Origin of the sequence: Mesorhizobium maamorense (assembly GCF_044998965.1) — a bacterium.
Taxonomy (GTDB): Bacteria; Pseudomonadota; Alphaproteobacteria; order Rhizobiales; family Rhizobiaceae; genus Mesorhizobium.
In genome coordinates this window covers 6,443,373-6,463,461 of sequence record NZ_CP173356.1, presented here as the reverse complement: position 1 = coordinate 6,463,461, position 20,089 = coordinate 6,443,373, and the positions used below count along the sequence as shown (strand labels likewise).

Here is a 20,089-nt window from a genome sequence, read left to right as displayed (position 1 = left end):
CATGTCTTTTCGGCGATGGATCCCCATCCCGTTGGTATGAGCAGCGTGGCGTATCACCGGAGCGGATTGGCTAAGTGATTGTATTCGCGTCGCTGACGCACGCAGGTCTCGTATTCCATGCCCGTCATACGTTCAGCCTATCTACCTCCGCGCTTACACTTCCTCCCACGTAACTTACGTTCCGCCGCTGTCTCCAGGTAATACTGTGACGTCTTCAACCGGGATCAGCAAGACGCGATTGGGCGTCATGACATCGAGGTCATGCCATAGCCGATTGCAGCGCCCAACGCTGGCTGGTGTTGCTAGCAAAGAGGAGATGAACATGAAAACGATCAAGTGGTGTCTCGCTATTTTGGCGGTTGCTGCTGGACTTGCGCTCGACGGCAGCGTTCCCGGGATTACGGGCTTTGCGATATCGCAAGCGGAAGCAAGAGTTGGCCGGCCGCTCACCCCTGGAAGCGTTGCCGGCGTCCATAGACGTACGGCGCGGCGGGTCATTCGCCGCTCGACAATCTACGTCGCGAGGCTTCCGGCCAGCTGCCGCACGGTTGTTCTTTACGGCGTACACGTCTGGCACTGCGGACACACCTACTACCAGGCGACCGGTGGCCGTTATGTGGTCGTATATCCCTGAGCATCAAGCGCCCTCGGAAGGGGCGTGAAGCTCGGTAGTTGGGGCCACCCCCAACCGGTGCCCGGAAACCTGCGGGTTTCAAAGCAGCGTTGGTCGACGCTGCGGTTTAAGCTACCGCCCTGGACGAAGCAGAATATGCCTAAGGCATTTGGGCACGGCGGCATAGGCAGCGCGTCGAGGCGGCTGACACATAATTTGGGCGCCGCAATAGGACGACTGATGTGAGCGACAATCCATCGCCAGGTGCCGATCTCACCTCTCTGACCACGACCCTCGAGGAAGTTGCAGGACGCTTCGTTGAGGGCGCCCAGGCGCGATACCTGGCCTGGTTCGGAGCGCCAGCCGAATACGACAGCTTGCGGAGCTCGCTCGCCGCCGCGTCGACATCGGTTACTGGCCTTTGCTTCCAAATCGCTCTGGTTTCAGGGATCGTCGCCGGCACGTTCCTATTGATAAGCCGACAGGCAAACAGAAACGGTGCCGAGCGCAGCAGTTGGCGCCGCTTTTCATACCGTTCGGCTGCGGCTGTCGCGGCTTTGGTGATCGGCTTGCTCGTCGCGCAGCTTCTCGCTGGCCCGGGCCTGCCTCTGCGAACGTTGCGTCTCTGGACAGCCTTGACCGTTGTGGCATGCATCATGATCTTTGCCGTGCAGGCCGTCGTCCTTGCAAAGGTCCGCGCTGAATTTCGCGACCGCCCAATCCATCTGACGGCCCTGGTGAGGGATCTGACGTTTGCGCTCATGTGGGCGCTTGGTGGCCTTTCGGTGGTTTCGACACTGCGAATGTGGAGCGCGGGACCAGGCATAACGGATTTGATAGGGACGTCTCTGGTAACCATCCCGACACTGATCCTACTCATCAGGGCGGTTTGGCGCCATCGGCGAACCATGGCTGGATCGGTAGGGGGCAATCGCCCTAGAGGCCGGTGGCGGGCGGGATTCGCACGGATCTGGCCTGCAATCGTGATTGGCATTCTGCTTTTCATCGCGGCTAACGCCCAGATCGCGCGTACTCTGGGTGCCGCGCTTCCCGGTTTGGCGGTGCTGTTGAGCGCGCTGATGGTCGTTGCCATTCCACATCTCGACTCCATCGTTTGGGCTTGGGCCGAGCGCGGTTTGGAATCCCGCAGCACCTCGACCGCCGCTGTAGCTTGGCGCCAGACCGCCAGGTTAGCGCTCGTGATCGTGATGGTCGCTTTGCTTGGTACGATATGGGCGACGCCTTTGGCGGTCGGCTTAAGCATCGATCTCAGATCGGTTACCCGCCAGGCGTTTGGGGTCGCCTTGATAGCGCTGTTGGCTGCTTTCCTGTGGAACCTTATTTCAACGGCGATCGAACGCATTTCGCTCGTCGATAGCGTACCCAATCCACTTCTGCCGCGCTCGAGGCTTGGAACACTTATTCCGCTGTTGGGAGCGATCGGCAAGTCGAGCGTCCTCGTCATGGCTGCACTCTCGATCCTGGTTTCGATTGGCGTCAACGTATGGCCATTGATCACGGGACTCAGTGTCTTTGGGCTGGCGATCGGATTTGGCTCCCAGACCTTGGTCAAGGATATCGTTTCCGGCCTATTTTTCCTGATTGACGATGCGTTTCGGGCCGGAGAATACATCGAAACAACTGGTGCCAAGGGTACTGTGGAGAAGATCTCCGTGCGATCCGTCAGGCTGCGCGGTGCGCGAGGCTCCCTTGCGACCATTCCGTATGGTCAGATGGGCAAGATCGAGAACTTCAGCCGTGACTGGGCCATCGACAAAATGACCTTCCGTGTCGCTTTGGACACCGACGTCGATCTGGTTCGACAACTGCTCGAGAAAATCGGGAGTGACCTTATGGCCGATCCAGGATTCGCCCCATTTTTCATCGAGCCCTTCAAAAGCCAAGGCGTGGTAGCCATCGAGGATGGAACGCTGCTGATCGGGTCAAAGTTCAAAGCAAAACCCGGCAAGCAATCAGAAATTCAACGGGCGGCGGTGAAGGGTGTGCACAACGCGTTTCGAGAAAACGGTGTTCGCATGGTGCCGAAGCCTCTGATGGACAAAGCTGCAGGAGCCTGATGCGGGAAATTTGGGGCGCCGCGGCAACTAGGAAGAGGCGGAGGCAGCCGGCCGTATCAGTCTCCAGGCCGCATACGGCTTGTAGAATGGATCGAGATGAATGTGCTGAACCTTGCCGTGCCAGGTGAAGCGATGGCCGGTGACCATGTCCTCCACCTCGATCGAGGCGTCGTCAGGTAGGCCAAATTCCCAAAGTGGCACCTCAAAATCCGCGCCGTGAGCCGAGTGGGGATCAAGGCATACATGAAACAGCAGGAAGTCTGCCAAGTCGGCCGTGCGCTTCCCGTAGTAGATGATGTTGTCGTTCCAGGCATTGTAGAAAGCGAGGCGGGTGAAATCCTGAAGCGCCTTGTGTTCTCGACGAAGTCGGTTCAGGAACCGGATGTCCCATTGGACGTTGCCCGGCTGATCCATGTCCCACGCGCGGATCTCGTACTTCTCCGAGTTCAGGTATTCTTCCTTGCCCGGAATCGCTTCGGCCTCGCCGATCTCGAAGCCGTTGTAGATTCCGTAGTTGCCGCCCAGCGTCCCTGCCAAGATTAGCCTGACTTGGAAACCCGGTCTGCCGCCCTGCTGAAGATAGATCGGGTTGATATCTGGCGTGTTGGCGAAGAAATTGGGCCGTATATAATGGCGGCATTCGGTCTTCGTGAGCTCAGTAAGATAGTCCTCCAACTCCCTTTTGGTATTGCGCCAAGTGAAATGGGAATAGCTTTGGCTGAACCCTAATTTGGCGAGGTGTTTCATGACGTTGGGGCGGGTGAAGCCTTCGGCGAGAAAGATCACGTCGGGATGTTTGGCGCGAACTTCGCCGATCATCCATTCCCAGAAAGGGAACGGCTTGGTGTGCGGGTTATCTACCCGAAAGATCTTGACCCCATGGTTGATCCAGAACAGCAAGATATGTCGCAAGGCGTGCCAAAGCTCGGGAATGGAACCCGCGCGAAAATCGAGATTGACGATGTCCTCATATTTCTTGGGAGGATTCTCGGCAAACTTGAGGGAACCGTCAGGCCGCCAAGCAAACCATTCGGGATGTTGTCGTATCCAAGGGTGATCAGGCGAGCACTGGATCGCAAAGTCCAGCGCTATCTCCAATCCGTGCTCTCGCGCGGCAGCCATCAGGCGACGAAATTCCTCGAAGCTTCCCAATTCCGGGTGGATGGCATCATGCCCACCATGCTCTGAGCCGATAGCGTATGGGCTGCCCACATCGTCCACGTCGGCAGTAAGGTTGTTATTGCGGCCCTTTCGCATGGTCCTGCCTATCGGGTGAATGGGCGGAAAGTAGAGGACGTCGAAACCGAGAGAGCGCACATAAGGCAGTCGGGCGACCACGTCATCGAATGTGCCATGACGCGTGGGATCGCCCGACTGGGACCGCGGGAAAAGCTCGTACCATGCGCTGAACGCCGCGGCCTTCCGATCTGCGAATATTTCAAGAATCTTGCTGTAGCGACAGATATCAGTTCGCGGTCCAGCACGGCTCATCAATGCTGCCACCGCCTCGGACTTGAGAAGAGCCAGTCGCTGCACGCCCGTTCGCAAAATCATAAGCGACGCAAGAACCTGTTCGAGTTCGTTGGCGTCTCTTGGGTTTGCCGACGCAGATCGTGCTGCCTTCTGAAGCAGGCCGCGGCCCTCTTCGACCTCAGCTTCAAGACCTTGGGCTGCAGCATCCTTTTTGGCTACATCTTCGCGCCATGTGGCGTAGAGATCGTGCCACGCGCAGAAAGTGAATTGGTAAAGTCGATTTTCATCGAGCACAACCGTGGCGCGCCAGCGGTCCTTTTGCAACAAGCTCATTGGCTGCTGAAGCCAGGCATCTGTGCCTGCGGGCCGGTAGAGCAGACGAGCATCGAGCGTGTCGTGGCCGTGGCTGAAGATGTCCGCCTCGATCAGGACCGGTTCACCAACGACACATTTAGCCGCGAAGCGCCCCCCGTTAATCTCGGGGCTTGGATCTTCGAAAGCAATCGGATCGGCCGCCAAGGCGACCCTAGGGTTTGTTCCTTGTGGCAGATTCTGCAAGTCATACGGCAGAGGTTCTACCGAATGCCAGGATCCAGGCTTTGCGGCTCGACCGGCGGTCTTCATCCACGTCCACTTTCCGACCTGCTACAATCAGGAGAGGATGCAGCGTTGCTTGTCGCTGCGGAACGTAATTAACCGTTATTGGAGGGTTCGAAATTAGCCCCTGGCTTGTGATCTCAGCCTTTTCGAAGCTCCGAAGAAACTCCATATTTCTATTATTGATTATCGCCAGCGTAGTTTTCGCCAGATCTGACGCCTCTGCTCCGGTCGCACAAAGCTCGCTGGATCGACTTGGACTCTTCGCTGACGCTGCAGCGGCATCGGACAGAACGGGCAACTGTCGGCTCGCATAGTGAGTTACCCAACCCCCACGTAACTTACATTCCTACAATTGCCCACTCGCGGTAGCCTGTTGTCACAAGCCAGGGATCGCCATCTCCTCAACATATCAGGCACCCAGGCGCAAAAGTGGGTGAGAGGTCGTGAAAATGGGTAGCGGGCGCGTTTGGTTTGTGACGATCCTCGGCGCGGTGAGCGTCCACAGCAATGACGCCGGACCTTCGCCGGACACGACCGAGAGAACCAACCAATGAGGATCGCTCAGGTAGCGCCGTTGGACGAGTCGGTGCCACCGCTTCTATACGGGGGGACGGAACGGATCGTATCATATCTGACTGAGGAGCTTGTCAAAAGAGGCCACGAGGTATCGCTGTTCGCAAGCGGGAATTCCGTGACCTCGGCAAATCTAGTTGCGCAGGGGACTACAGGGCTGCGCCTTGATCCAGCCGTTCGACGGTCTTCCATCGCTGCCCACCTGGCAATGCTCCATGAAGTGCGTCGGCAGCAGGACCGGTTTGACATAATCCATTGCCACCTCAGCCACTTCCAGCATTTCCCGCTCTTCGAGGGTTTCGCGGCAAAAACGCTAACCACGCCGCACGGGCGGCTCGACTACATCGATCTCTCTGGCACCTATGCCAGGTGGCCCTATTTCTCGCTTAGCTCGATCTCGTTGCGTCAGCGTCAGCCGCTGCCCGAGGCGCGATGGTTGGGCAACGTGTATCACGGCCTGCCGCTGCATCTTTATCCTGCACCCGACGCTTCTCCTCCAAAAGAGCCCTACCTTGCCTTCTTGGGTCGGATTTACCGCGACAAGCGGCCCGATCGCGCGATCGAGATAGCCAGATTGAGTGGCATGCGGCTCAAGATCGCCGCCAAAATGGATTATAGCAACCGTGCCTACTGCGAAGAGCTTGTCGAGCAAATGAAGAGCCCTCATGTCGAATTCCTGGGAGAAGTCGACGAAGCCGGCAAGGCCGCTCTTTTTGCTGGCGCGCAGGCTTTGCTTTTCCCGATCGAGTGGCCTGAGCCATTCGGCCTCGCGATGATTGAAGCCATGGCATTTGGGGTCCCGGTGATAGCTTGGCCGAACGGTTCTGTGCCTGAAGTCGTGGACGAGGGCATCACCGGCTTCGTGGTCGAGACCATCGGCGAGGCTGCAGCAGCGGTCGACCGAGTCCGCTCGCTCGACCGGCGCCAGGTTCGGCGCAAATTTGAGGAGCGTTTCAGCGCGTCGCGGATGGTCGACGACTACGAGGCAATCTACGCCTCGATCGTTGCTGGAAGCAAACCGACGAAGAGATCTGTGAAGATGGCGCGAGACCGGATTAGCGCGACGTCAATACGTCGGAAGATGGCGACGACCTAGGTCTGGACCAGTTCCACGGGCGCTAGCGAATGAGGACAATCGCGTTAGCAGGCAAATGTTTGCGCCACGAGACACCGCCGGAATTTAGTGAAGGCTCCGGCACGCGTGGCTTAAATTGGGGCGCGGGTGGGACTAGAATGTGTGAATACAAATGAGTGAAGATCGTCACCCAACCGACGCAATATTTGAGAATGGTCCGCCTGTAAGTCTTCAGCGTCGTCTCGGGTTAGTGAAAGGCAGTCAGCTCAACGTTGGCCGTCGCGCGTTGATGGTTGGGTTGATAGGTTGGCTTCCTCTTCTTGTTCTGGCTGGCTTTCAAAGTGCTCTACACCCCGACGGGATTACGTCACTGCTTTGGGAGGTGGACGTGCACGCGCGGTACTTGGTTGCCGCGCCGCTCCTTGTTTTGGCTGAGGCGCAGTGCGCGCCAAGGCTCAATGCCATCGTACGGTACTTTGCTGATGCCGGGCTTGTAACAGACAAGGACCGTGGGGCTTATGACACAGCCCTCGCTTCAACCCGCGCGCTGCTCAATTCGAACGCTGCAGAGATTGTTGTAATCACTCTTGCCTACCTCGTTGTCTCAGCGGCGGCCTTTTCGCTGCCGTTCGATCAGTTTCCGGTCTGGCACAAGACTGGCAACTCCACCCCTACCTTCGCCCCGGCGGGCTGGTGGCACGTCCTCGTAAGTCTCCCTCTGCTTCTGACTTTGCTGTTTGGCTGGGCGTGGAGGTTTGCTCTGTGGGCGCATTTCCTTTGGCGGATCGCCAGGATCGAGCTCAGGCTCTTGGCATCCCATCCGGATGGCGCAGCCGGTCTTGCTGTGCTCGGATATTCGTTGAGGGCATTTTCCCCTATAGCAATGGCAGTTGCTACGATCGTCGCCGGGCGTTTAGCACAGATCGTGTTGGCCGATGGCGTGATGCCGAGAGATACAACCATTTTTAGTGCCTGCCTCTTGCTAGCTGTGGGCGCCCTATTTGCAGCGCCTTTGTTTCTTTTTACGCCGATTTTGATGAGGACGTTGCGGCACGGTTCGTTCGAATACGGAGCGCTTGCCAACAGGGTTGGCGCTGCCTTCGAAGAGAAATGGATTGGGCTCGGTCGACTTGTCGACAATTCCGCGCTGGAAAGGCCAGATTTCTCGGCAACTACGGATTTGTACGCGATCGTCGCCAATGTCTATTCGCTGCGACTAGTACCGGTCGACCTCAAAAGCATTACCGCCCTCGGTGTTGCATTGCTGCTCCCGTTCGTCCCTGTGGTATTCTTGGCAATGCCCGTCAAGGAAATCTTGGCAGAATTAAAAGGACTGCTTTTCTAGGCAAGCGAGATAACGAATCTCAACACGCAGATTCCCAGTTGGATGTGCTTGCTTCGGCAAAGCTGGTGGCTGCAAGGGTTGCCGGCTGAACGTCCGCTTCAGCAAACAGTGCCACTGGCTCGATTGACCGATGTCAGGCGCATTGCTGTCATCACCGTATTTCATGGGACCAGTGGCAGATTGTCACTGTCGCTCGCCGCTCCGAGTTGGCCTAGTTCAGAGTGCGTTTGCCGCCGTGTCGCACCAGGCGAAGTTTCACTCCAGGCTTCCGCCAAGTCCGAAGAGTCTCCGCAACTTGCGGCGCAATGTAAGCCCATGCTTCATCTCGCGTCATCATCTTGGATCGAAGCAATTCGTCGTAGTCAGTCAAGGAATGCCGGATATAATTCTGCAATTCTATACCGACTGCTGTGCCTAGTTTTAGATCTTTCCAATCCTTAGCGCTCACCCTTGCGGCTATCGTCAGACAGGTCTTCTTTGGACAACCTGGATGGTGGATACGCATGTGTCGCATCACGTCGTCGAAGGAAAAAGTGTGGGAGGAATTTTGTTTCGGCTGGTCGTCATCAGGCATTGTCAATGAGCCACAAATTCGTTGACCAGATCGGCGGAAACACCGGCGACAAACTGATCAGACAAAGACATGTTTGCGGGCCGGCGATTTGGACTGTGACTGAAAATCCGCCTTAGTTTCTGCACCTTTTCGAGCGTGGGCGCAGGATCCGCATCCCAGGAAGCGAGCCTGATCACCTCGAGCCAGAAACGCTCGTTGGGCGTAATCTCGCGATCACGACCGCGGGCCGCCTGGCGCCACCCTTCGACAGAGAAGTCCTGCCCGCCGCTCATTTGCCGAAGATCCCGCGAATGGTGGACCGTGCCTTCGAGGTAAGGCTCGGATTGGTGTGGTCAGACGCCCGGCGAACTTCCTCGAGCCAGGCCACCTCGTTCTCGGTGACCAGCGTCCCGAAGATCTGCCGGACTGCAAGCTCAGTAGTGGCACCGCCCAGCTGCTCGATCGCCAACTGGAAAAGCATCACCGGATCGCACTCAAGAGCGGTTGCCAGAGACGACACCCTGTCGAGCGGCAGCTTGGCGGTGCCGGCCTTGATCATCGCGAGCATGTTCGGATTGACGAACCCTGCCTCGCCGGCGATTGCGATCTGGGTCTTCTTCGGCCTCAGCTCCAATATGCGCTTCTCAAGATATTTTGCGAGCCTGGTGCCCGCATAAGGTTTCCCCTGATGGCTACTCATCGTCACTTCCTCTGAAATCACAGCTTCGATGTGCTGCTATTTTCTTTATAGCGACGGCCTGTTGGGGACTTCGTGGGATCAGCGCAGGGGATTTTGGGCACGATCCGGACGATACAAAACGTTGGATATTCTATTGACATATACAACGTTTTGTATCAACTAATGTGCATGTCGGTAGGCGACCAGACACATCAGGAACGCGCAATCTCACTCCTTCGCGAGCGGGGTATCGCACGTCTATCGGAATTCATCGCGGCCGGGATCACCTCCACCACGATAGCCCGGATGGAGAAGCGAGGTGTGGTCCTTCAGCTCGGCCGCGGCCTATATCAACTTCCCGATGCCGAGCTCGATGCCAATCACTCGCTGGCGGAAGCGGCCAAGCGCGTCCCCCGCGGCATCATTTGCCTGGTTTCCGCCCTTGCCTTCCACGAGCTGACCGACACCATTCCATCACGCATCTGGATGGCTATCGGATCGACGGACCGACGTCCGAAGATCGAGAGCCCGCCAATCCAGTTCGTTCGCTTCGGAGCCAAGATGCTGGATGCTGGAATCGAGGAGCATGTCATCGAGGGCGTCACGGTTCGCATCTACAGCCCCGCCAAGACGGTTGTCGATCTCTTCCGCTACCGCCGATCGGAAGGAAGGCGCTTCCAGCAAAGCACCGGCCTCAATCTTGCGATTGAGGGCCTGAGAGAGGCGCTACGCAGCGGCAAGGCGCGTCCTTCCGAGATCGTCTCCTACGCCGACGACGCCGGCGTTTGGAAAGTCGTGCAACCCTATCTCGAAACCCTCACCGCCAATGGCTAAGACCATCGTCAACATGGGCGCCTCGGTGCGCGCCAGGCTTCTTGTCATCGGCAAGGGGCGTGGACAGACCTTCGATCTCGTTCTGACGCGCTATGCGATCGAGCGTCTCCTCTACCGGCTCGGAAAAAGCCGATTTCGCGACCGCTTCGTTCTGAAGGGTGCGATGCTGATGACGACCTGGTTCGAGACACCGTTCCGGCCGACTCGCGATCTGGATCTGCTGGGGTATGGCGATCCTGATGCCACCGGCATGCTCGCAATCTTCGCCGAGATCTGCGCGATCGACGCCAACGACGGCGTCGTGTTCGACGGCAATGGACTCAGCGTGGACCGTATACGCGACGAGCTGGAGTATGGTGGCCTGCGTCTTCGCACCAATGCCGACATCGGCGGCGCGACAGTGCGGGTCTCCATCGACATCGGTTTCGGCGATGCAACCGAACCCGGCCTCGAGGAGCTTGACTACCCCGTTCTCCTCGACAGTCCAGCACCGCATCTTCGCGCCTATGCGCGCGAGACGGTGATCGCCGAAAAATTCCAGGCCATGGTGTTGTTGGGTCGCGTAAACAGCCGCATGAAGGACTTCTACGACATCTGGCTGCTCGCAAAGACACATCCCTTTGAGGACGATCGCCTGGCGAGTGCCATTGCCGCGACATTCGAGCGGCGCAGGACAGCTATCCCGGCCGACATTCCGGATGCTCCCACCCAAGGTTTCGCATCGGATCCTACCAAGCAGCAACAATGGTCTGCATTTGTGCGAAGCCTGGAGGACAACGTGCCGCCTCTTACGGAGATCGTTGCCGAGATTGCCAAATTCCTGATGCCTCATGCTGCGAGGGCACGGCTTTCGGGTTAAGGCTGTCACGCGACCTGATAGCGAACCTGTCGGCTGCAGCTTGGCGATGCCGGCAGGCGCAAGAACGGCCCTCGAAGGTTTTACATGGCCACTGATTTCATTAGGTAATTTCTGACGAACAACGGCCCTGTTTTACAGCCAAACCATTGAAATGTCTGGACTACGTCCAGCTTCCCAAGCTGAACGCGCGGGTTCGATTCCCGCTACCCGCTCCAGTCTGCTCCGCAAGGGCTTGCGCCCTTGCCAAGCCGCTCCAACTACCGGTTTCTCGCGCAATTCCGGGAAAACCGCTCCAGCCGTTTTGCCGATATCGTTTTAGAGCCAAACACTGACCCAGACGCGCCTGCGCCAGCAGCGGACATGGCGGCGGCCGCGGCGCCAATAGCTGCGGCAGACCCTGCGCCAGGCGCGGCGGCGCCCATAACGACGGTGCCGGCGATGCCACCGGCGATGCGAGATCTGCTCCACCTCGGCTTGATCGTCTCCTTCGAAGACGGCCGCATCCGACCTGTCGAGGTCGTCCTTGTCGAGCTCGTCAAGGATTCCGTTGCCGTCCGGGACCCCGGCAACTGCTCTGCCGGGCCTGGCCAGGCCTGCAAAAGCAACTGCCCCCGCGGCGCCAAGCATTCCAGTAAGAAACAACCGACGTTCCATCAAAATCTCCCGAGTTGTTTATCATCGGCGCATCGTTCCCCGGCTCGAAACGAGCTCCGGCGCGAACGCCGATTGGCCTTTGAACGCACTTACCTGGTTTTTGTTCCGGTCACCCCACTTCGCGCAGGATGAAGTCATGCAGCATCTTCGCCGCCGGCGACAGGGCGCGGTTCTTCACCGTGATCAGGCTGTAAGGCCGGACCTCGATGTCGAACTCGGTCTGCACGACATCGATCGCGCCGGCCAGCCCTTCGGGATTCTGGATGAATTTCGCCACCTGGATCGAGACCGGCGCGATGGCGTCGGAGTGCGCGACCATGACCAGGGTCAGGAGCAGCGAGCTGGTGTTGAGGATGCGGTCCGGCAGCGCGATGTTGCGGTTCAGGAAATTGCTCTCCATGGCCTGGCGCAGCGGCGAGCCGCCGGACTGGAAAACCCAGTCATAGGCCGCGGTCTCCTCCAACCGCACCGCCTTGCCCTCGGTCAGCGGATGGCCCCGGCGCACGATCAGGCAGGCCTTCTCGACGCCGATGACACGGGACTCGAACAGCCGCGGGTTGAGATCGTCGGGGATGCGCGCGATGATGAAGTCATGGCGCGATGCGATCAACTCGCGCGCCAGCACGTTGGAGGTCTCGACCTGCATGGTGATCTCGATGCGCGGGTAGATGCGGCGGATTTCGCGGATCGCCGGCACCGCGAGTTCGATCGCGGGCGCCGTCACCGCACCAAGGAACACCGAGCCGCCCTTGCCCGCCTTGAGTTCGGAGATCTCGCGATCGACCTCGCGCATCTCCAGCAGGATGGAGCGCGCGCGCCTGGCCAACGCCTTGCCATAGGGCGTCAAGGTGACGCCGCGCGGCAGCCTTTCGCAGAGCGTGACGTCCAGCACGGCTTCCATCTCGGCGATCATGCGCGAGGCCGCCGGCTGTGAGATATTCATGACCTGGGCGGCGGAGCTGACCCGGCCGTGATCGTCCAGTGCTACGATCATGCGCATATGGCGCAGGCTGAGGCCGCTGCGCAGCAGGGTCTCGCCGTCACCGGGGAGCACCTCGTACCCTTCTGAAATCCCACCAGGATTGCGCAACGTTGCCATGGATTCCCTTCGCTCCCAAGCCCTTGAGTTCAGCGTCAACGTATACCAGTTTCGGTATAGCAATCATCAAAGATCGCATTTGACAGTTATGGCAAAGGGACACACCCTTCGCGCGTCCTGGGGCGTGCCAGTCGATGACGAGGAAAATCGTGTCGATTGAAATCAGTCCCAGGGCCGATTGGGAGGATACCGGAGATCGATAGACGACAGCGGCGCTTGCGCTCCTGCTCGCCTGCGCGGCCCGCGAAGCCCCGAGGTGTCGCGTCCATCAACCAGGGAGAGTAATTGTGAAGATCATCAAGACGCTGGCCGCCGTCGCGGCCCTTGGCATCGCTGCCATGACCTATTCGGCGCACGCCGCCGACAAGGGTCTCGTCGGCGTGCTGATGCCCACCAAGACCTCGCAGCGCTGGATCAACGACGGCGATGCCGTCAAGTCCCAGCTCGAGGCTTTGGGCTATACGGTCGACCTGCAATATGCGCAGGACGACATCCCCAACCAGCTCAGCCAGCTGGAAAACGAAATCACCAAGGGTCCGAAGGCGCTGATCATCGCCTCGATCGACGGCACCACCCTGTCGGATGCGCTGCAGAAAGCCGCTGACGCCGGCGTCGTCGTCGTCGCCTATGACCGCCTGATCAAGAAGACGCCCAATGTCGACTACTACACCACGTTCGACAATTTCGGCGTCGGCGTGATCCAGGCGAATTCGCTGGTGAAGGGCCTCAAGGAGCGCTTCCCGAATACCAAGCCGTGGAACGTCGAACTGTTCGGCGGCTCACCCGACGACAACAACGCCTTCTTCTTCTACAACGGCGCGATTTCCGTCCTGCAACCGCTGATCGATGACGGTTCGATCAAGATCAAGTCCGGCCAGACCGGCATGGACAAGGTCGGCACGCTGCGCTGGCTCGCCGCCACCGCCCAGGCGCGCATGGACAATCTGCTGTCGGCCAACTATTCGGACGGCAGCCGCGTCGATGGCGTTCTGTCGCCCTATGACGGCCTGTCGCGCGGCATCACCGCCTCGCTGCGCGCCGTCGGTTACGGCACGGAGGCTCAGCCGTGGCCGATCGTGACCGGCCAGGACGCCGAGACCGCCTCGGTCAAGCTGATCATCTCGGGCGAGCAGTACTCGACCGTGTTCAAGGACACCCGTGAACTGGCCAAGGCCACCGTCGAGCTCGTCGACAAGGTGCTCTCTGGCGGCAAGCCGGAAGGCCTCGACACCAAGACCTACAACAACGACGTCAAGGTCGTTCCCTCGATCCTGCTGACGCCGCATGAGGTCGACAAGTCGAACTACCAGGCTCTGGTCGTCGATTCCGGCTACATCAAGGCCGACGAACTGAAGTAAATTCGGTTGCATAGCCAGGGGTCCTGCGTAACGCAGGGCCCCTTTTCGTTCACCAGCGACCCCGGTATGTTGCGGGTCTCGCAGGAGCACTTTACCCATGGCCTCGACGATTTTGGAGATGCAGGACATCACCAAGACGTTTCCCGGCGTCAAAGCGCTGTCGAACGTGAACCTTCGGGTCGAGGAAGGCGAGATCCACGCCGTGGTCGGCGAGAACGGCGCCGGCAAATCGACGCTGATGAAGGTACTGTCGGGCGTCTATCCCTCCGGCACCTATGATGGCCAGATCATCTTTCAGGGCCAGGAATGCCAGTTCAAAGGCATTCATGACAGCGAACGCAAGGGCATCGTCATCATCCACCAGGAGCTTGCGCTGGTGCCGATGCTGTCGATCGCCGAAAACATTTTCCTTGGCAACGAACACGCCCGATACGGCGTCATCGATTGGAACGCCAACGAGGCGCGCACCAGCGCCCTGCTGAAGAAGGTGGGCCTCAAGGAGGACCCCAAGACGCTGATCACCAATATCGGTGTCGGCAAGCAGCAGCTGGTCGAGATCGCCAAGGCGCTGAGCAAGGAGGTCAAGCTCCTGATCCTCGACGAGCCGACGGCGTCACTCAGCGAAAAGGACAGCCAGGCGCTGCTCGATCTTCTGCTCGAATTCAAGCGACAAGGCATGACCTCGATCCTGATCTCGCACAAGCTCAACGAGGTGAACCGGGTCGCCGACAAGGTGACCGTCATCCGCGACGGGCGAACCATCGAGACGCTGTCCAGGAAGGACATCTCGGAAGACCGCATCATCACCTCGATGGTCGGCCGTTCGCTCGACGACCGCTATCCGCCGCGCGAGCCCGATATCGGCGAGGTCGTGTTCGAGGTGAAGAACTGGTCGGTCTATCACCCGCTCCACGCCGAGCGGCAGGTGATCAAGGGCATCGACATCAATGTGCGCAAGGGCGAGGTGGTCGGCATTGCCGGGCTGATGGGCGCCGGACGAACCGAATTCGCCATGAGCCTGTTCGGCCGCTCCTATGGGCGCCGCATCACCGGCGAGGTGCTGCTCAAGGGCAAGCCGATCGACGTCTCCTCTGTGAGCAGGGCGGTCGAACACGGCATTGCCTATGTGACCGAGGATCGCAAGACCTACGGCCTCAACCTCATCGACCATATCAAGCATAACATTACGCTGGCCAATCTCGGCGGCGTGTCGCGCCACAGCGTGATCGATGATTTGCGCGAGCTTGCCGTCGCCAACGACTATCGCAAGCAGACCAACATCCGCGCCTCCAGCGTCTATCAGATGACCGGCAATCTTTCCGGCGGCAACCAGCAGAAGGTGGTGCTGTCGAAATGGCTGTTCGCCGACCCGGAAGTGCTGATCCTGGACGAGCCGACGCGCGGCATCGATGTCGGCGCCAAATATGAAATCTATACGATCATCGCGCGCCTTGCGGCCGAAGGTAAGGCGATCGTGGTCATCTCGTCGGAAATGCCAGAACTGCTCGGCATCACCGACCGCATCTATGTCATGAACGAAGGCCGCATCGTCGGCGAAATGCCCGCGGCGGACGCAAGCCAAGAAAGAATAATGCGCGCCATCGTTCGGGGAGAAGGAAAAGCAGCATGAGCACGGAAAGCGCCCCCGCCCCGCAAAGCAACGTCGCCGAAGATGTAGGGCAGCGTCCACGCATCGCCGTATCGGCGCTGGCGACGAACCTGCGCGAATACGGCCTGATCCTGGCGCTGATCGCCATCATGGTGTTCTTCCAGTTCACCACCTCGGGAACGCTGTTCAAGCCGGTGAACCTGAGCAATCTGGTGCAGCAGAACTCCTTCATCATCGTGATGGCGCTCGGCATGCTGCTGGTCATCGTATCGGGCCATATCGACCTCAGCGTGGGGTCCGTGGCCGGCTTCATCGGCGCGCTGGCGGCGATGATGATGGTGATCTGGCCTCTCGGCATATTCAGCAACCCGCTGGTGGTCTCCATCGTCTGCCTGATCGTGGGCGGCCTCATCGGCGCGGCGCAAGGCTACTGGATCGCCTATCACCGAATACCGAGCTTCATCGTGACGCTGGCCGGCATGCTGATCTTCCGCGGCATCTGCCAGGCGCTGCTCGGCGGCGGATCTTCGGTCGGGCCGCTGCCGCCCGAGTTCAAGGCACTCAGCTCCGGCTTCATTCCAGATGTCATCGGACCGCTGACGCTGATCCCGCCAACGGTGAATGCAGCCGGCAAGACGATTATGGGCAGCGGCCTGACGCTGCACATGACGACGATCGTGCTGGGCCTGATCGCCGTGCTGGCCTATGCCTATTTCGGGCTACGGACGCGACGCAAACGCGAACGCCACGGCTATGAGGCCGAGCCCTTTACCCTGTTCGTCATCAAGACGCTGGTCGGCAGCGCGCTGGCGCTGTTCCTGGTCTACCAGTTCGCCAGCTATCGGGGCCTGCCGGTGGTGCTGCTCGTCATGGGCCTGCTGATCTCGCTGTTCGTCTTCGTCACCAAGCGCATGACGATCGGCCGCCGCATCTATGCGATGGGCGGCAATGCCAAGGCCGCGCAGCTGTCGGGCATCAAGACCGAGCGGCTGACGCTTTACGTGTTCGTCAATATGGGCGTGCTGTCGGCGCTTGGCGGCCTGATCATCGCGGCGCGCCTTGGCCAGGCCGTGCCGGCGGCAGGCCTCGGCAGCGAGCTCGACGTCATCGCCGCGGTGTTCATCGGCGGCGCCTCGGCGATGGGCGGCGTCGGTCAGGTCATCGGCGCGGTGGTCGGCGGCTTTATCATGGGCGTGATGAACAACGGCATGTCGATCATGGGCGTCAATGTCGACTGGCAGCAAGTGGTCAAGGGCCTGGTGCTGCTCGGCGCCGTGATCTTCGACGTCTACAACAAGAACAAGGCCTGAACAGGCTTCAGGCGAGGCAAGCAGGAGGCATACGGTCGCGGCGCTGCCGGCAATTCGCCGGCTTGAAAAAGTCCTTCAGGGACCGGGCTCGCGAGCGCAATCCGGACGACGAGTTCAACCCGTGGCACGGCCAGTCCGAGCCGCGCAGGTCAGGGTTTGCCAGAAGGCAGCCATGCCAAGATATGAGAGAGGACTGATCATGCTGATCTCGCAGATTCTCGACGACGCCGAGACCATCCGTGTCGTTGCACGCACGGGCGGCAAAACCCGGATCATCAACGGCGCGCGCAGCGTCTATTCGCTGGCGATGGAAGCCGCTCGTACCGGCGTGGGCCTTGCCGCGCTGATCGAACGCAAGGGACTTGGCGAGACCGTCGATCTCGACGCCGCCTACAAGAAGGGGCGGCTGCTGTCGCCGATCAATCATCCCGATCCGGCGCATCTGCATCTGACCGGCACGGGGCTCACGCATCTCGGCTCGGCGGCAACGCGCGATTCCATGCACAAGAAGCTCAGCACCGACGGCGAAGAGCAGCTCACCGATTCCATGAAGATGTTCCGCATGGGGCTGGAAGGCGGCAAACCCGCGAAAGGTCAGATCGGGGTGCAGCCGGAATGGTTCTACAAGGGCAATGGCACGATGGCCGTGGCGCCGGGTGCCGCGCTCCTGTCACCGGCCTTCGCCAAGGACGCCGGCGAGGAGCCCGAGGTTGCCGGCATCTATGTCATCGGCGACGACGGCGCGCCGTTCCGGGTCGGCTTCACGCTGTCGAACGAATTTTCCGACCATGTGACCGAACGCGTGAACTACCTCTTCCTCGCCCATTCCAAGCTGCGCAACGCCTCCTTCGGACCTGAGATCCTGGTCGGCGACCTGCCCGCCGACATCAGGGGCTCCTCACGCATCTGGCGCGACAGCAAGTTGATGTGGGAAAAGCCGTTCCTGTCGGGCGAAGCGAACATGTCGCACACCATCGCCAATCTCGAACACCACCATTTCAAATATTCGGCTTTCCGCCAGCCGGGCGACGTGCATGTGCACATGTTCGGCACCGCGACCCTGTCCTTCGCCGACGGCATCAAGACCGAGGCCGGCGACGTGTTCGAGATCGAGGCCGGCGATTTCGGCCTGCCGCTGCGCAACCCGCTCGAAATCGAAAAGCCGGTGAAGGTGGCGGTGAAGGCGCTGTGAGGGTGGCCATCATTTCCTTCTCCCCCTGTGGGATCCGAAGGACGGGGCGAGACCCGTGGCTCGCCCCAGGGCAGTGGCTCAGCGCGCAGCGCCGAGACGGATGAGGGGTGCTGGCTGAAGTGAGGCGTTGGCGTTCCCTGGAACACCCCCCTCATCCGACCTCGCTTCGCGAGGCCACCTTCTCCCACAAGGGGAGAAGGTAAGAAGCGTCTCAGATCTCAATAAATATCGAAATCGAAATACTTGTCCTTGATCTTCTTGTAGGTGCCGTCGGCGACGATGGCGTCGATGGCTGCGTTGAGCTTGTCGCGCAGCGCCGTATCCTCGAGACGCACGGCAATGCCGGCTTCGGTCTCGGTGCCCTTGACGTCGCCGACCATCTTGCAGCAACCGTCGCTCGCCTTCTTCATCCAGTCCATCAGCACGAACTTGTCGGAAAGGACGGCATCGAGGCGGCCGTTCTGGAGATCGGTGATTGCCTCTTCCTGGGTCGGATAGAGCTTCGCTTCGGCGCCGGCCTTGCCATAGACGTCCTGGGCGTAATTGGCCTGCGTGGTCGCCGCCTGGGCGCCGACCGTCTTGCCGGTGAGTGCCGCCGGTTCGGTCGAGGCGATGTCGCTGTCCTTCAGGGCGACGAGCGACAGCGGCGTCGTATAATATTTGTGGGTGAACGCAACCTGCTTCTTGCGCTCCTCGGTGATGCTCATCGAAGCGATGATGGCGTCGAACTTCTTGGCCTGCAGCGCCGGGATAATGCCGTCCCAGTCCTGGGTGACGATCTCGCATTCGACCTTCATCTGCGCGCACAAGGCGTTGGCGATGTCGATGTCGAAGCCCTCGACCTTGCCGTCGGGCGTGATGGTGTTGAACGGCGGATAGGCGCCCTCGGTGCCGATCTTGATTTTCTCCGCCGCATGCGCCGACAGGGCGCCGGCACCAAGCGTCAGCATGGCGGCGGCGGCCGCCGATACGATCCATTTCGAAATCTGCATTTTCATTCCCCTTGAGCGCCGCCACGTCGGCGGCCGGCGAGGCAGCCAAGCATGGCGAGCCGGCGCAGGCAAGTATCTTGCCTGACGGTGATGAGCGTTCAGGGCGCGGCGCGAAAGTGCTTGGACAGCTTCAGGCCCTGCGCCTGGTAGTTCGAGCCGAGCTCGGTGCCGTAAAGCGCCTGCGGCCGCTTCAGCATATGCTCGTAGACCAGCCGGCCGACGATCTGGCCATGATCGAGGATGAACGGCACCTCATGGCTGCGCACTTCGAGCACGGCGCGGCTGCCGGTGCCGCCGGCCGCCGAGTGGCCGAAGCCCGGATCGAAGAAGCCGGCATAGTGGACACGGAACTCGCCCACCAGTGGATCGAAGGGCGTCATTTCGGCCGCGTAGAGCGGCGGCACATGCACCGCTTCCTGGCTGACGAGGATGTAGAACTCGTCCGGATCGAGCACCAACTCGCCGGCGCCGCTCTTGTGGATCGGCTCCCAGAAGTCGACGATCTCCTGCGCCGCGCGTTTGTCGACATCGACGAGGCCGGTATGGTGTTTGCCGCGATAGCCGACCAGCCCGTCACTGTCGCCGTTGAGATCGATCGACAATGCGATGCCGCCGCCGGAGATGTTCGGCGGTTCGGTGGCGACCAGCATTTCGGCCCGGTGCAATTGATGCAACTCTGCTTCCGAGAGCAGCGCATTGCCGGTGCGGAAGCGTATCTGCGAAAGGCGCGAGCCGGCGCGCACGACGATCGGGAAGGTGCGTGGGCTGACTTCGAGATAGAGCGGACCATGATAGCCGACGGCGATCTTGTCGAACTCGTGGCCGCGATCGGTCATCACGCGGGTGAAGATATCGAGCCGCCCGGTCGAGCTCTTGGGATTGGCGGACGCCGAAATTTCCGCCGGCAGCGCTAGGCTTTCGAGCAGGGGCACGATGTAGACGCAGCCGGTTTCCAAAACGGCGCCGTCGGCCAGGCTGATCTCGTGCAGCTTCAGCCGGTCGAGTTTTTCACTGACCTTGTGGTTGGGACCCGGCAGGAAGGACGCGCGCACCCGCCACGCCTTGTCGCCGAGCCTCAGATCAAGGCTGGCCGGCTGGATCTGGTCGGCGTCGAGCGCACGCGACGACTTCAGCGCGCCGGACTGGAACAGCGCCGCAATGTCCTGATCGGGAAGAATTCCTGTCTGCCGCAA

Annotated in this window: 17 protein-coding genes; 10 read left to right on the top strand and 7 right to left on the bottom strand. The window is 60.1% G+C overall.

What is annotated here, in order from left to right; genetic code table 11:
* Positions 1–322 precede the first annotated feature (322 nt).
* Positions 323–634, top strand: a complete 312-nt coding sequence (locus tag ACIU1A_RS32125; RefSeq protein WP_404926176.1) for a hypothetical protein — start codon at positions 323–325, stop codon at positions 632–634.
* A 221-nt stretch (positions 635–855) separates the two neighbouring features.
* Positions 856–2,691: a mechanosensitive ion channel family protein gene (locus ACIU1A_RS32120; RefSeq protein WP_404926175.1), complete on the top strand. Its 1,836-nt coding sequence runs from the start codon at positions 856–858 to the stop codon at positions 2,689–2,691.
* 27 nt (positions 2,692–2,718) lie between these two features.
* On the opposite strand, the gene ACIU1A_RS32115 is transcribed toward ACIU1A_RS32120, so the two are convergent.
* Positions 2,719–4,788 carry an alpha-1,4-glucan--maltose-1-phosphate maltosyltransferase gene (locus ACIU1A_RS32115; protein WP_404926174.1) on the bottom strand — a complete coding sequence of 690 codons (2,070 nt, stop codon included), beginning with the start codon at positions 4,786–4,788 and terminating at the stop codon, positions 2,719–2,721.
* 526 nt (positions 4,789–5,314) lie between these two features.
* Here ACIU1A_RS32115 and ACIU1A_RS32110 point away from each other — a divergent pair.
* Entirely contained in the window at positions 5,315–6,433 is a 1,119-nt protein-coding gene (locus tag ACIU1A_RS32110) for a glycosyltransferase family 4 protein (protein ID WP_404926173.1), read from the top strand.
* A gap of 151 nt (positions 6,434–6,584) precedes the next feature.
* Complete coding sequence (locus ACIU1A_RS32105; RefSeq protein WP_404926172.1) at positions 6,585–7,757, top strand: hypothetical protein; 1,173 nt, start codon at positions 6,585–6,587, stop codon at positions 7,755–7,757.
* Positions 7,758–7,968: 211 nt separating this feature from the next.
* Here the strand turns inward: ACIU1A_RS32105 and ACIU1A_RS32100 are convergent, their stop codons facing one another.
* From ACIU1A_RS32100 to ACIU1A_RS32090, 3 genes are all read right to left on the bottom strand, one after another.
* On the bottom strand, positions 7,969–8,262 hold the full coding sequence (locus tag ACIU1A_RS32100) for a DUF2293 domain-containing protein (protein WP_404928046.1): 294 nt from the start codon (positions 8,260–8,262) through the stop codon (positions 7,969–7,971).
* Between the two features lie 71 nt (positions 8,263–8,333).
* Positions 8,334–8,603 (bottom strand): hypothetical protein, encoded by a 270-nt coding sequence (locus tag ACIU1A_RS32095; RefSeq protein WP_404926171.1) that lies wholly within the window; start codon positions 8,601–8,603, stop codon positions 8,334–8,336.
* Positions 8,600–9,010: an XRE family transcriptional regulator gene (locus tag ACIU1A_RS32090; protein WP_404926170.1), complete on the bottom strand. Its 411-nt coding sequence runs from the start codon at positions 9,008–9,010 to the stop codon at positions 8,600–8,602. The genes ACIU1A_RS32095 and ACIU1A_RS32090 overlap by 4 nt, the downstream gene beginning before the upstream one ends.
* Positions 9,011–9,178: 168 nt before the next feature.
* Between ACIU1A_RS32090 and ACIU1A_RS32085 the strand changes: the two genes are divergently transcribed.
* Positions 9,179–9,823 carry a type IV toxin-antitoxin system AbiEi family antitoxin domain-containing protein gene (locus ACIU1A_RS32085; RefSeq protein WP_404928044.1) on the top strand — a complete coding sequence of 215 codons (645 nt, stop codon included), beginning with the start codon at positions 9,179–9,181 and terminating at the stop codon, positions 9,821–9,823.
* Positions 9,816–10,682, top strand: a complete 867-nt coding sequence (locus tag ACIU1A_RS32080) for a nucleotidyl transferase AbiEii/AbiGii toxin family protein (protein WP_404926169.1) — start codon at positions 9,816–9,818, stop codon at positions 10,680–10,682. Before ACIU1A_RS32085 ends, ACIU1A_RS32080 begins: the two co-directional genes overlap by 8 nt.
* A 763-nt stretch (positions 10,683–11,445) precedes the next feature.
* Here ACIU1A_RS32080 and ACIU1A_RS32075 read toward each other — a convergent pair.
* Entirely contained in the window at positions 11,446–12,435 is a 990-nt protein-coding gene (locus ACIU1A_RS32075) for a LysR family transcriptional regulator (RefSeq protein ID WP_140496609.1), read from the bottom strand.
* A gap of 287 nt (positions 12,436–12,722) precedes the next feature.
* Here ACIU1A_RS32075 and chvE point away from each other — a divergent pair, with 287 nt between their 5' ends.
* From chvE to araD1, 4 genes are all read left to right on the top strand, one after another.
* Positions 12,723–13,793, top strand: a complete 1,071-nt coding sequence (chvE, locus tag ACIU1A_RS32070; protein WP_140496611.1) for a multiple monosaccharide ABC transporter substrate-binding protein — start codon at positions 12,723–12,725, stop codon at positions 13,791–13,793.
* A gap of 97 nt (positions 13,794–13,890) precedes the next feature.
* On the top strand, positions 13,891–15,423 hold the full coding sequence (gene mmsA / locus ACIU1A_RS32065; protein WP_140496613.1) for a multiple monosaccharide ABC transporter ATP-binding protein: 1,533 nt from the start codon (positions 13,891–13,893) through the stop codon (positions 15,421–15,423).
* Positions 15,420–16,712 carry a multiple monosaccharide ABC transporter permease gene (gene mmsB, locus ACIU1A_RS32060; RefSeq protein WP_140496616.1) on the top strand — a complete coding sequence of 431 codons (1,293 nt, stop codon included), beginning with the start codon at positions 15,420–15,422 and terminating at the stop codon, positions 16,710–16,712. The genes mmsA and mmsB overlap by 4 nt, the downstream gene beginning before the upstream one ends.
* 199 nt (positions 16,713–16,911) lie before the next feature.
* Positions 16,912–17,904 (top strand): AraD1 family protein, encoded by a 993-nt coding sequence (gene araD1 / locus ACIU1A_RS32055; RefSeq protein WP_140550479.1) that lies wholly within the window; start codon positions 16,912–16,914, stop codon positions 17,902–17,904.
* A 218-nt stretch (positions 17,905–18,122) separates the two neighbouring features.
* On the opposite strand, the gene ACIU1A_RS32050 is transcribed toward araD1, so the two are convergent.
* Both ACIU1A_RS32050 and ACIU1A_RS32045 read right to left on the bottom strand, forming a co-directional pair.
* A complete protein-coding gene (locus tag ACIU1A_RS32050) occupies positions 18,123–18,896 on the bottom strand; it encodes an ABC transporter substrate-binding protein (protein ID WP_404926168.1) in 774 nt (257 codons plus the stop codon).
* Positions 18,897–18,994: 98 nt separating this feature from the next.
* Positions 18,995–20,089, bottom strand: a complete 1,095-nt coding sequence (locus ACIU1A_RS32045) for a 2'-deoxycytidine 5'-triphosphate deaminase (protein WP_140523969.1) — start codon at positions 20,087–20,089, stop codon at positions 18,995–18,997.

What these genes read in the sequence shown, in the direction of transcription:
- ACIU1A_RS32125 (WP_404926176.1), top strand. Translation starts at nt 323, where the DNA reads ATGAAAACGATCAAGTGGTGTCTCGCTATTTTGGCGGTTGCTGCTGGA.
- ACIU1A_RS32115 (WP_404926174.1), bottom strand. Translation starts at nt 4,788, where the DNA reads ATGAAGACCGCCGGTCGAGCCGCAAAGCCTGGATCCTGGCATTCGGTA.
- ACIU1A_RS32110 (WP_404926173.1), top strand. Translation starts at nt 5,315, where the DNA reads ATGAGGATCGCTCAGGTAGCGCCGTTGGACGAGTCGGTGCCACCGCTT.
- ACIU1A_RS32105 (WP_404926172.1), top strand. Translation starts at nt 6,585, where the DNA reads ATGAGTGAAGATCGTCACCCAACCGACGCAATATTTGAGAATGGTCCG.
- ACIU1A_RS32100 (WP_404928046.1), bottom strand. Translation starts at nt 8,262, where the DNA reads ATGCGTATCCACCATCCAGGTTGTCCAAAGAAGACCTGTCTGACGATA.
- ACIU1A_RS32095 (WP_404926171.1), bottom strand. Translation starts at nt 8,603, where the DNA reads ATGAGCGGCGGGCAGGACTTCTCTGTCGAAGGGTGGCGCCAGGCGGCC.
- ACIU1A_RS32090 (WP_404926170.1), bottom strand. Translation starts at nt 9,010, where the DNA reads ATGAGTAGCCATCAGGGGAAACCTTATGCGGGCACCAGGCTCGCAAAA.
- ACIU1A_RS32085 (WP_404928044.1), top strand. Translation starts at nt 9,179, where the DNA reads ATGTCGGTAGGCGACCAGACACATCAGGAACGCGCAATCTCACTCCTT.
- ACIU1A_RS32080 (WP_404926169.1), top strand. Translation starts at nt 9,816, where the DNA reads ATGGCTAAGACCATCGTCAACATGGGCGCCTCGGTGCGCGCCAGGCTT.
- ACIU1A_RS32075 (WP_140496609.1), bottom strand. Translation starts at nt 12,435, where the DNA reads ATGGCAACGTTGCGCAATCCTGGTGGGATTTCAGAAGGGTACGAGGTG.
- mmsA (WP_140496613.1), top strand. Translation starts at nt 13,891, where the DNA reads ATGGCCTCGACGATTTTGGAGATGCAGGACATCACCAAGACGTTTCCC.
- mmsB (WP_140496616.1), top strand. Translation starts at nt 15,420, where the DNA reads ATGAGCACGGAAAGCGCCCCCGCCCCGCAAAGCAACGTCGCCGAAGAT.
- araD1 (WP_140550479.1), top strand. Translation starts at nt 16,912, where the DNA reads ATGCTGATCTCGCAGATTCTCGACGACGCCGAGACCATCCGTGTCGTT.
- ACIU1A_RS32050 (WP_404926168.1), bottom strand. Translation starts at nt 18,896, where the DNA reads ATGCAGATTTCGAAATGGATCGTATCGGCGGCCGCCGCCGCCATGCTG.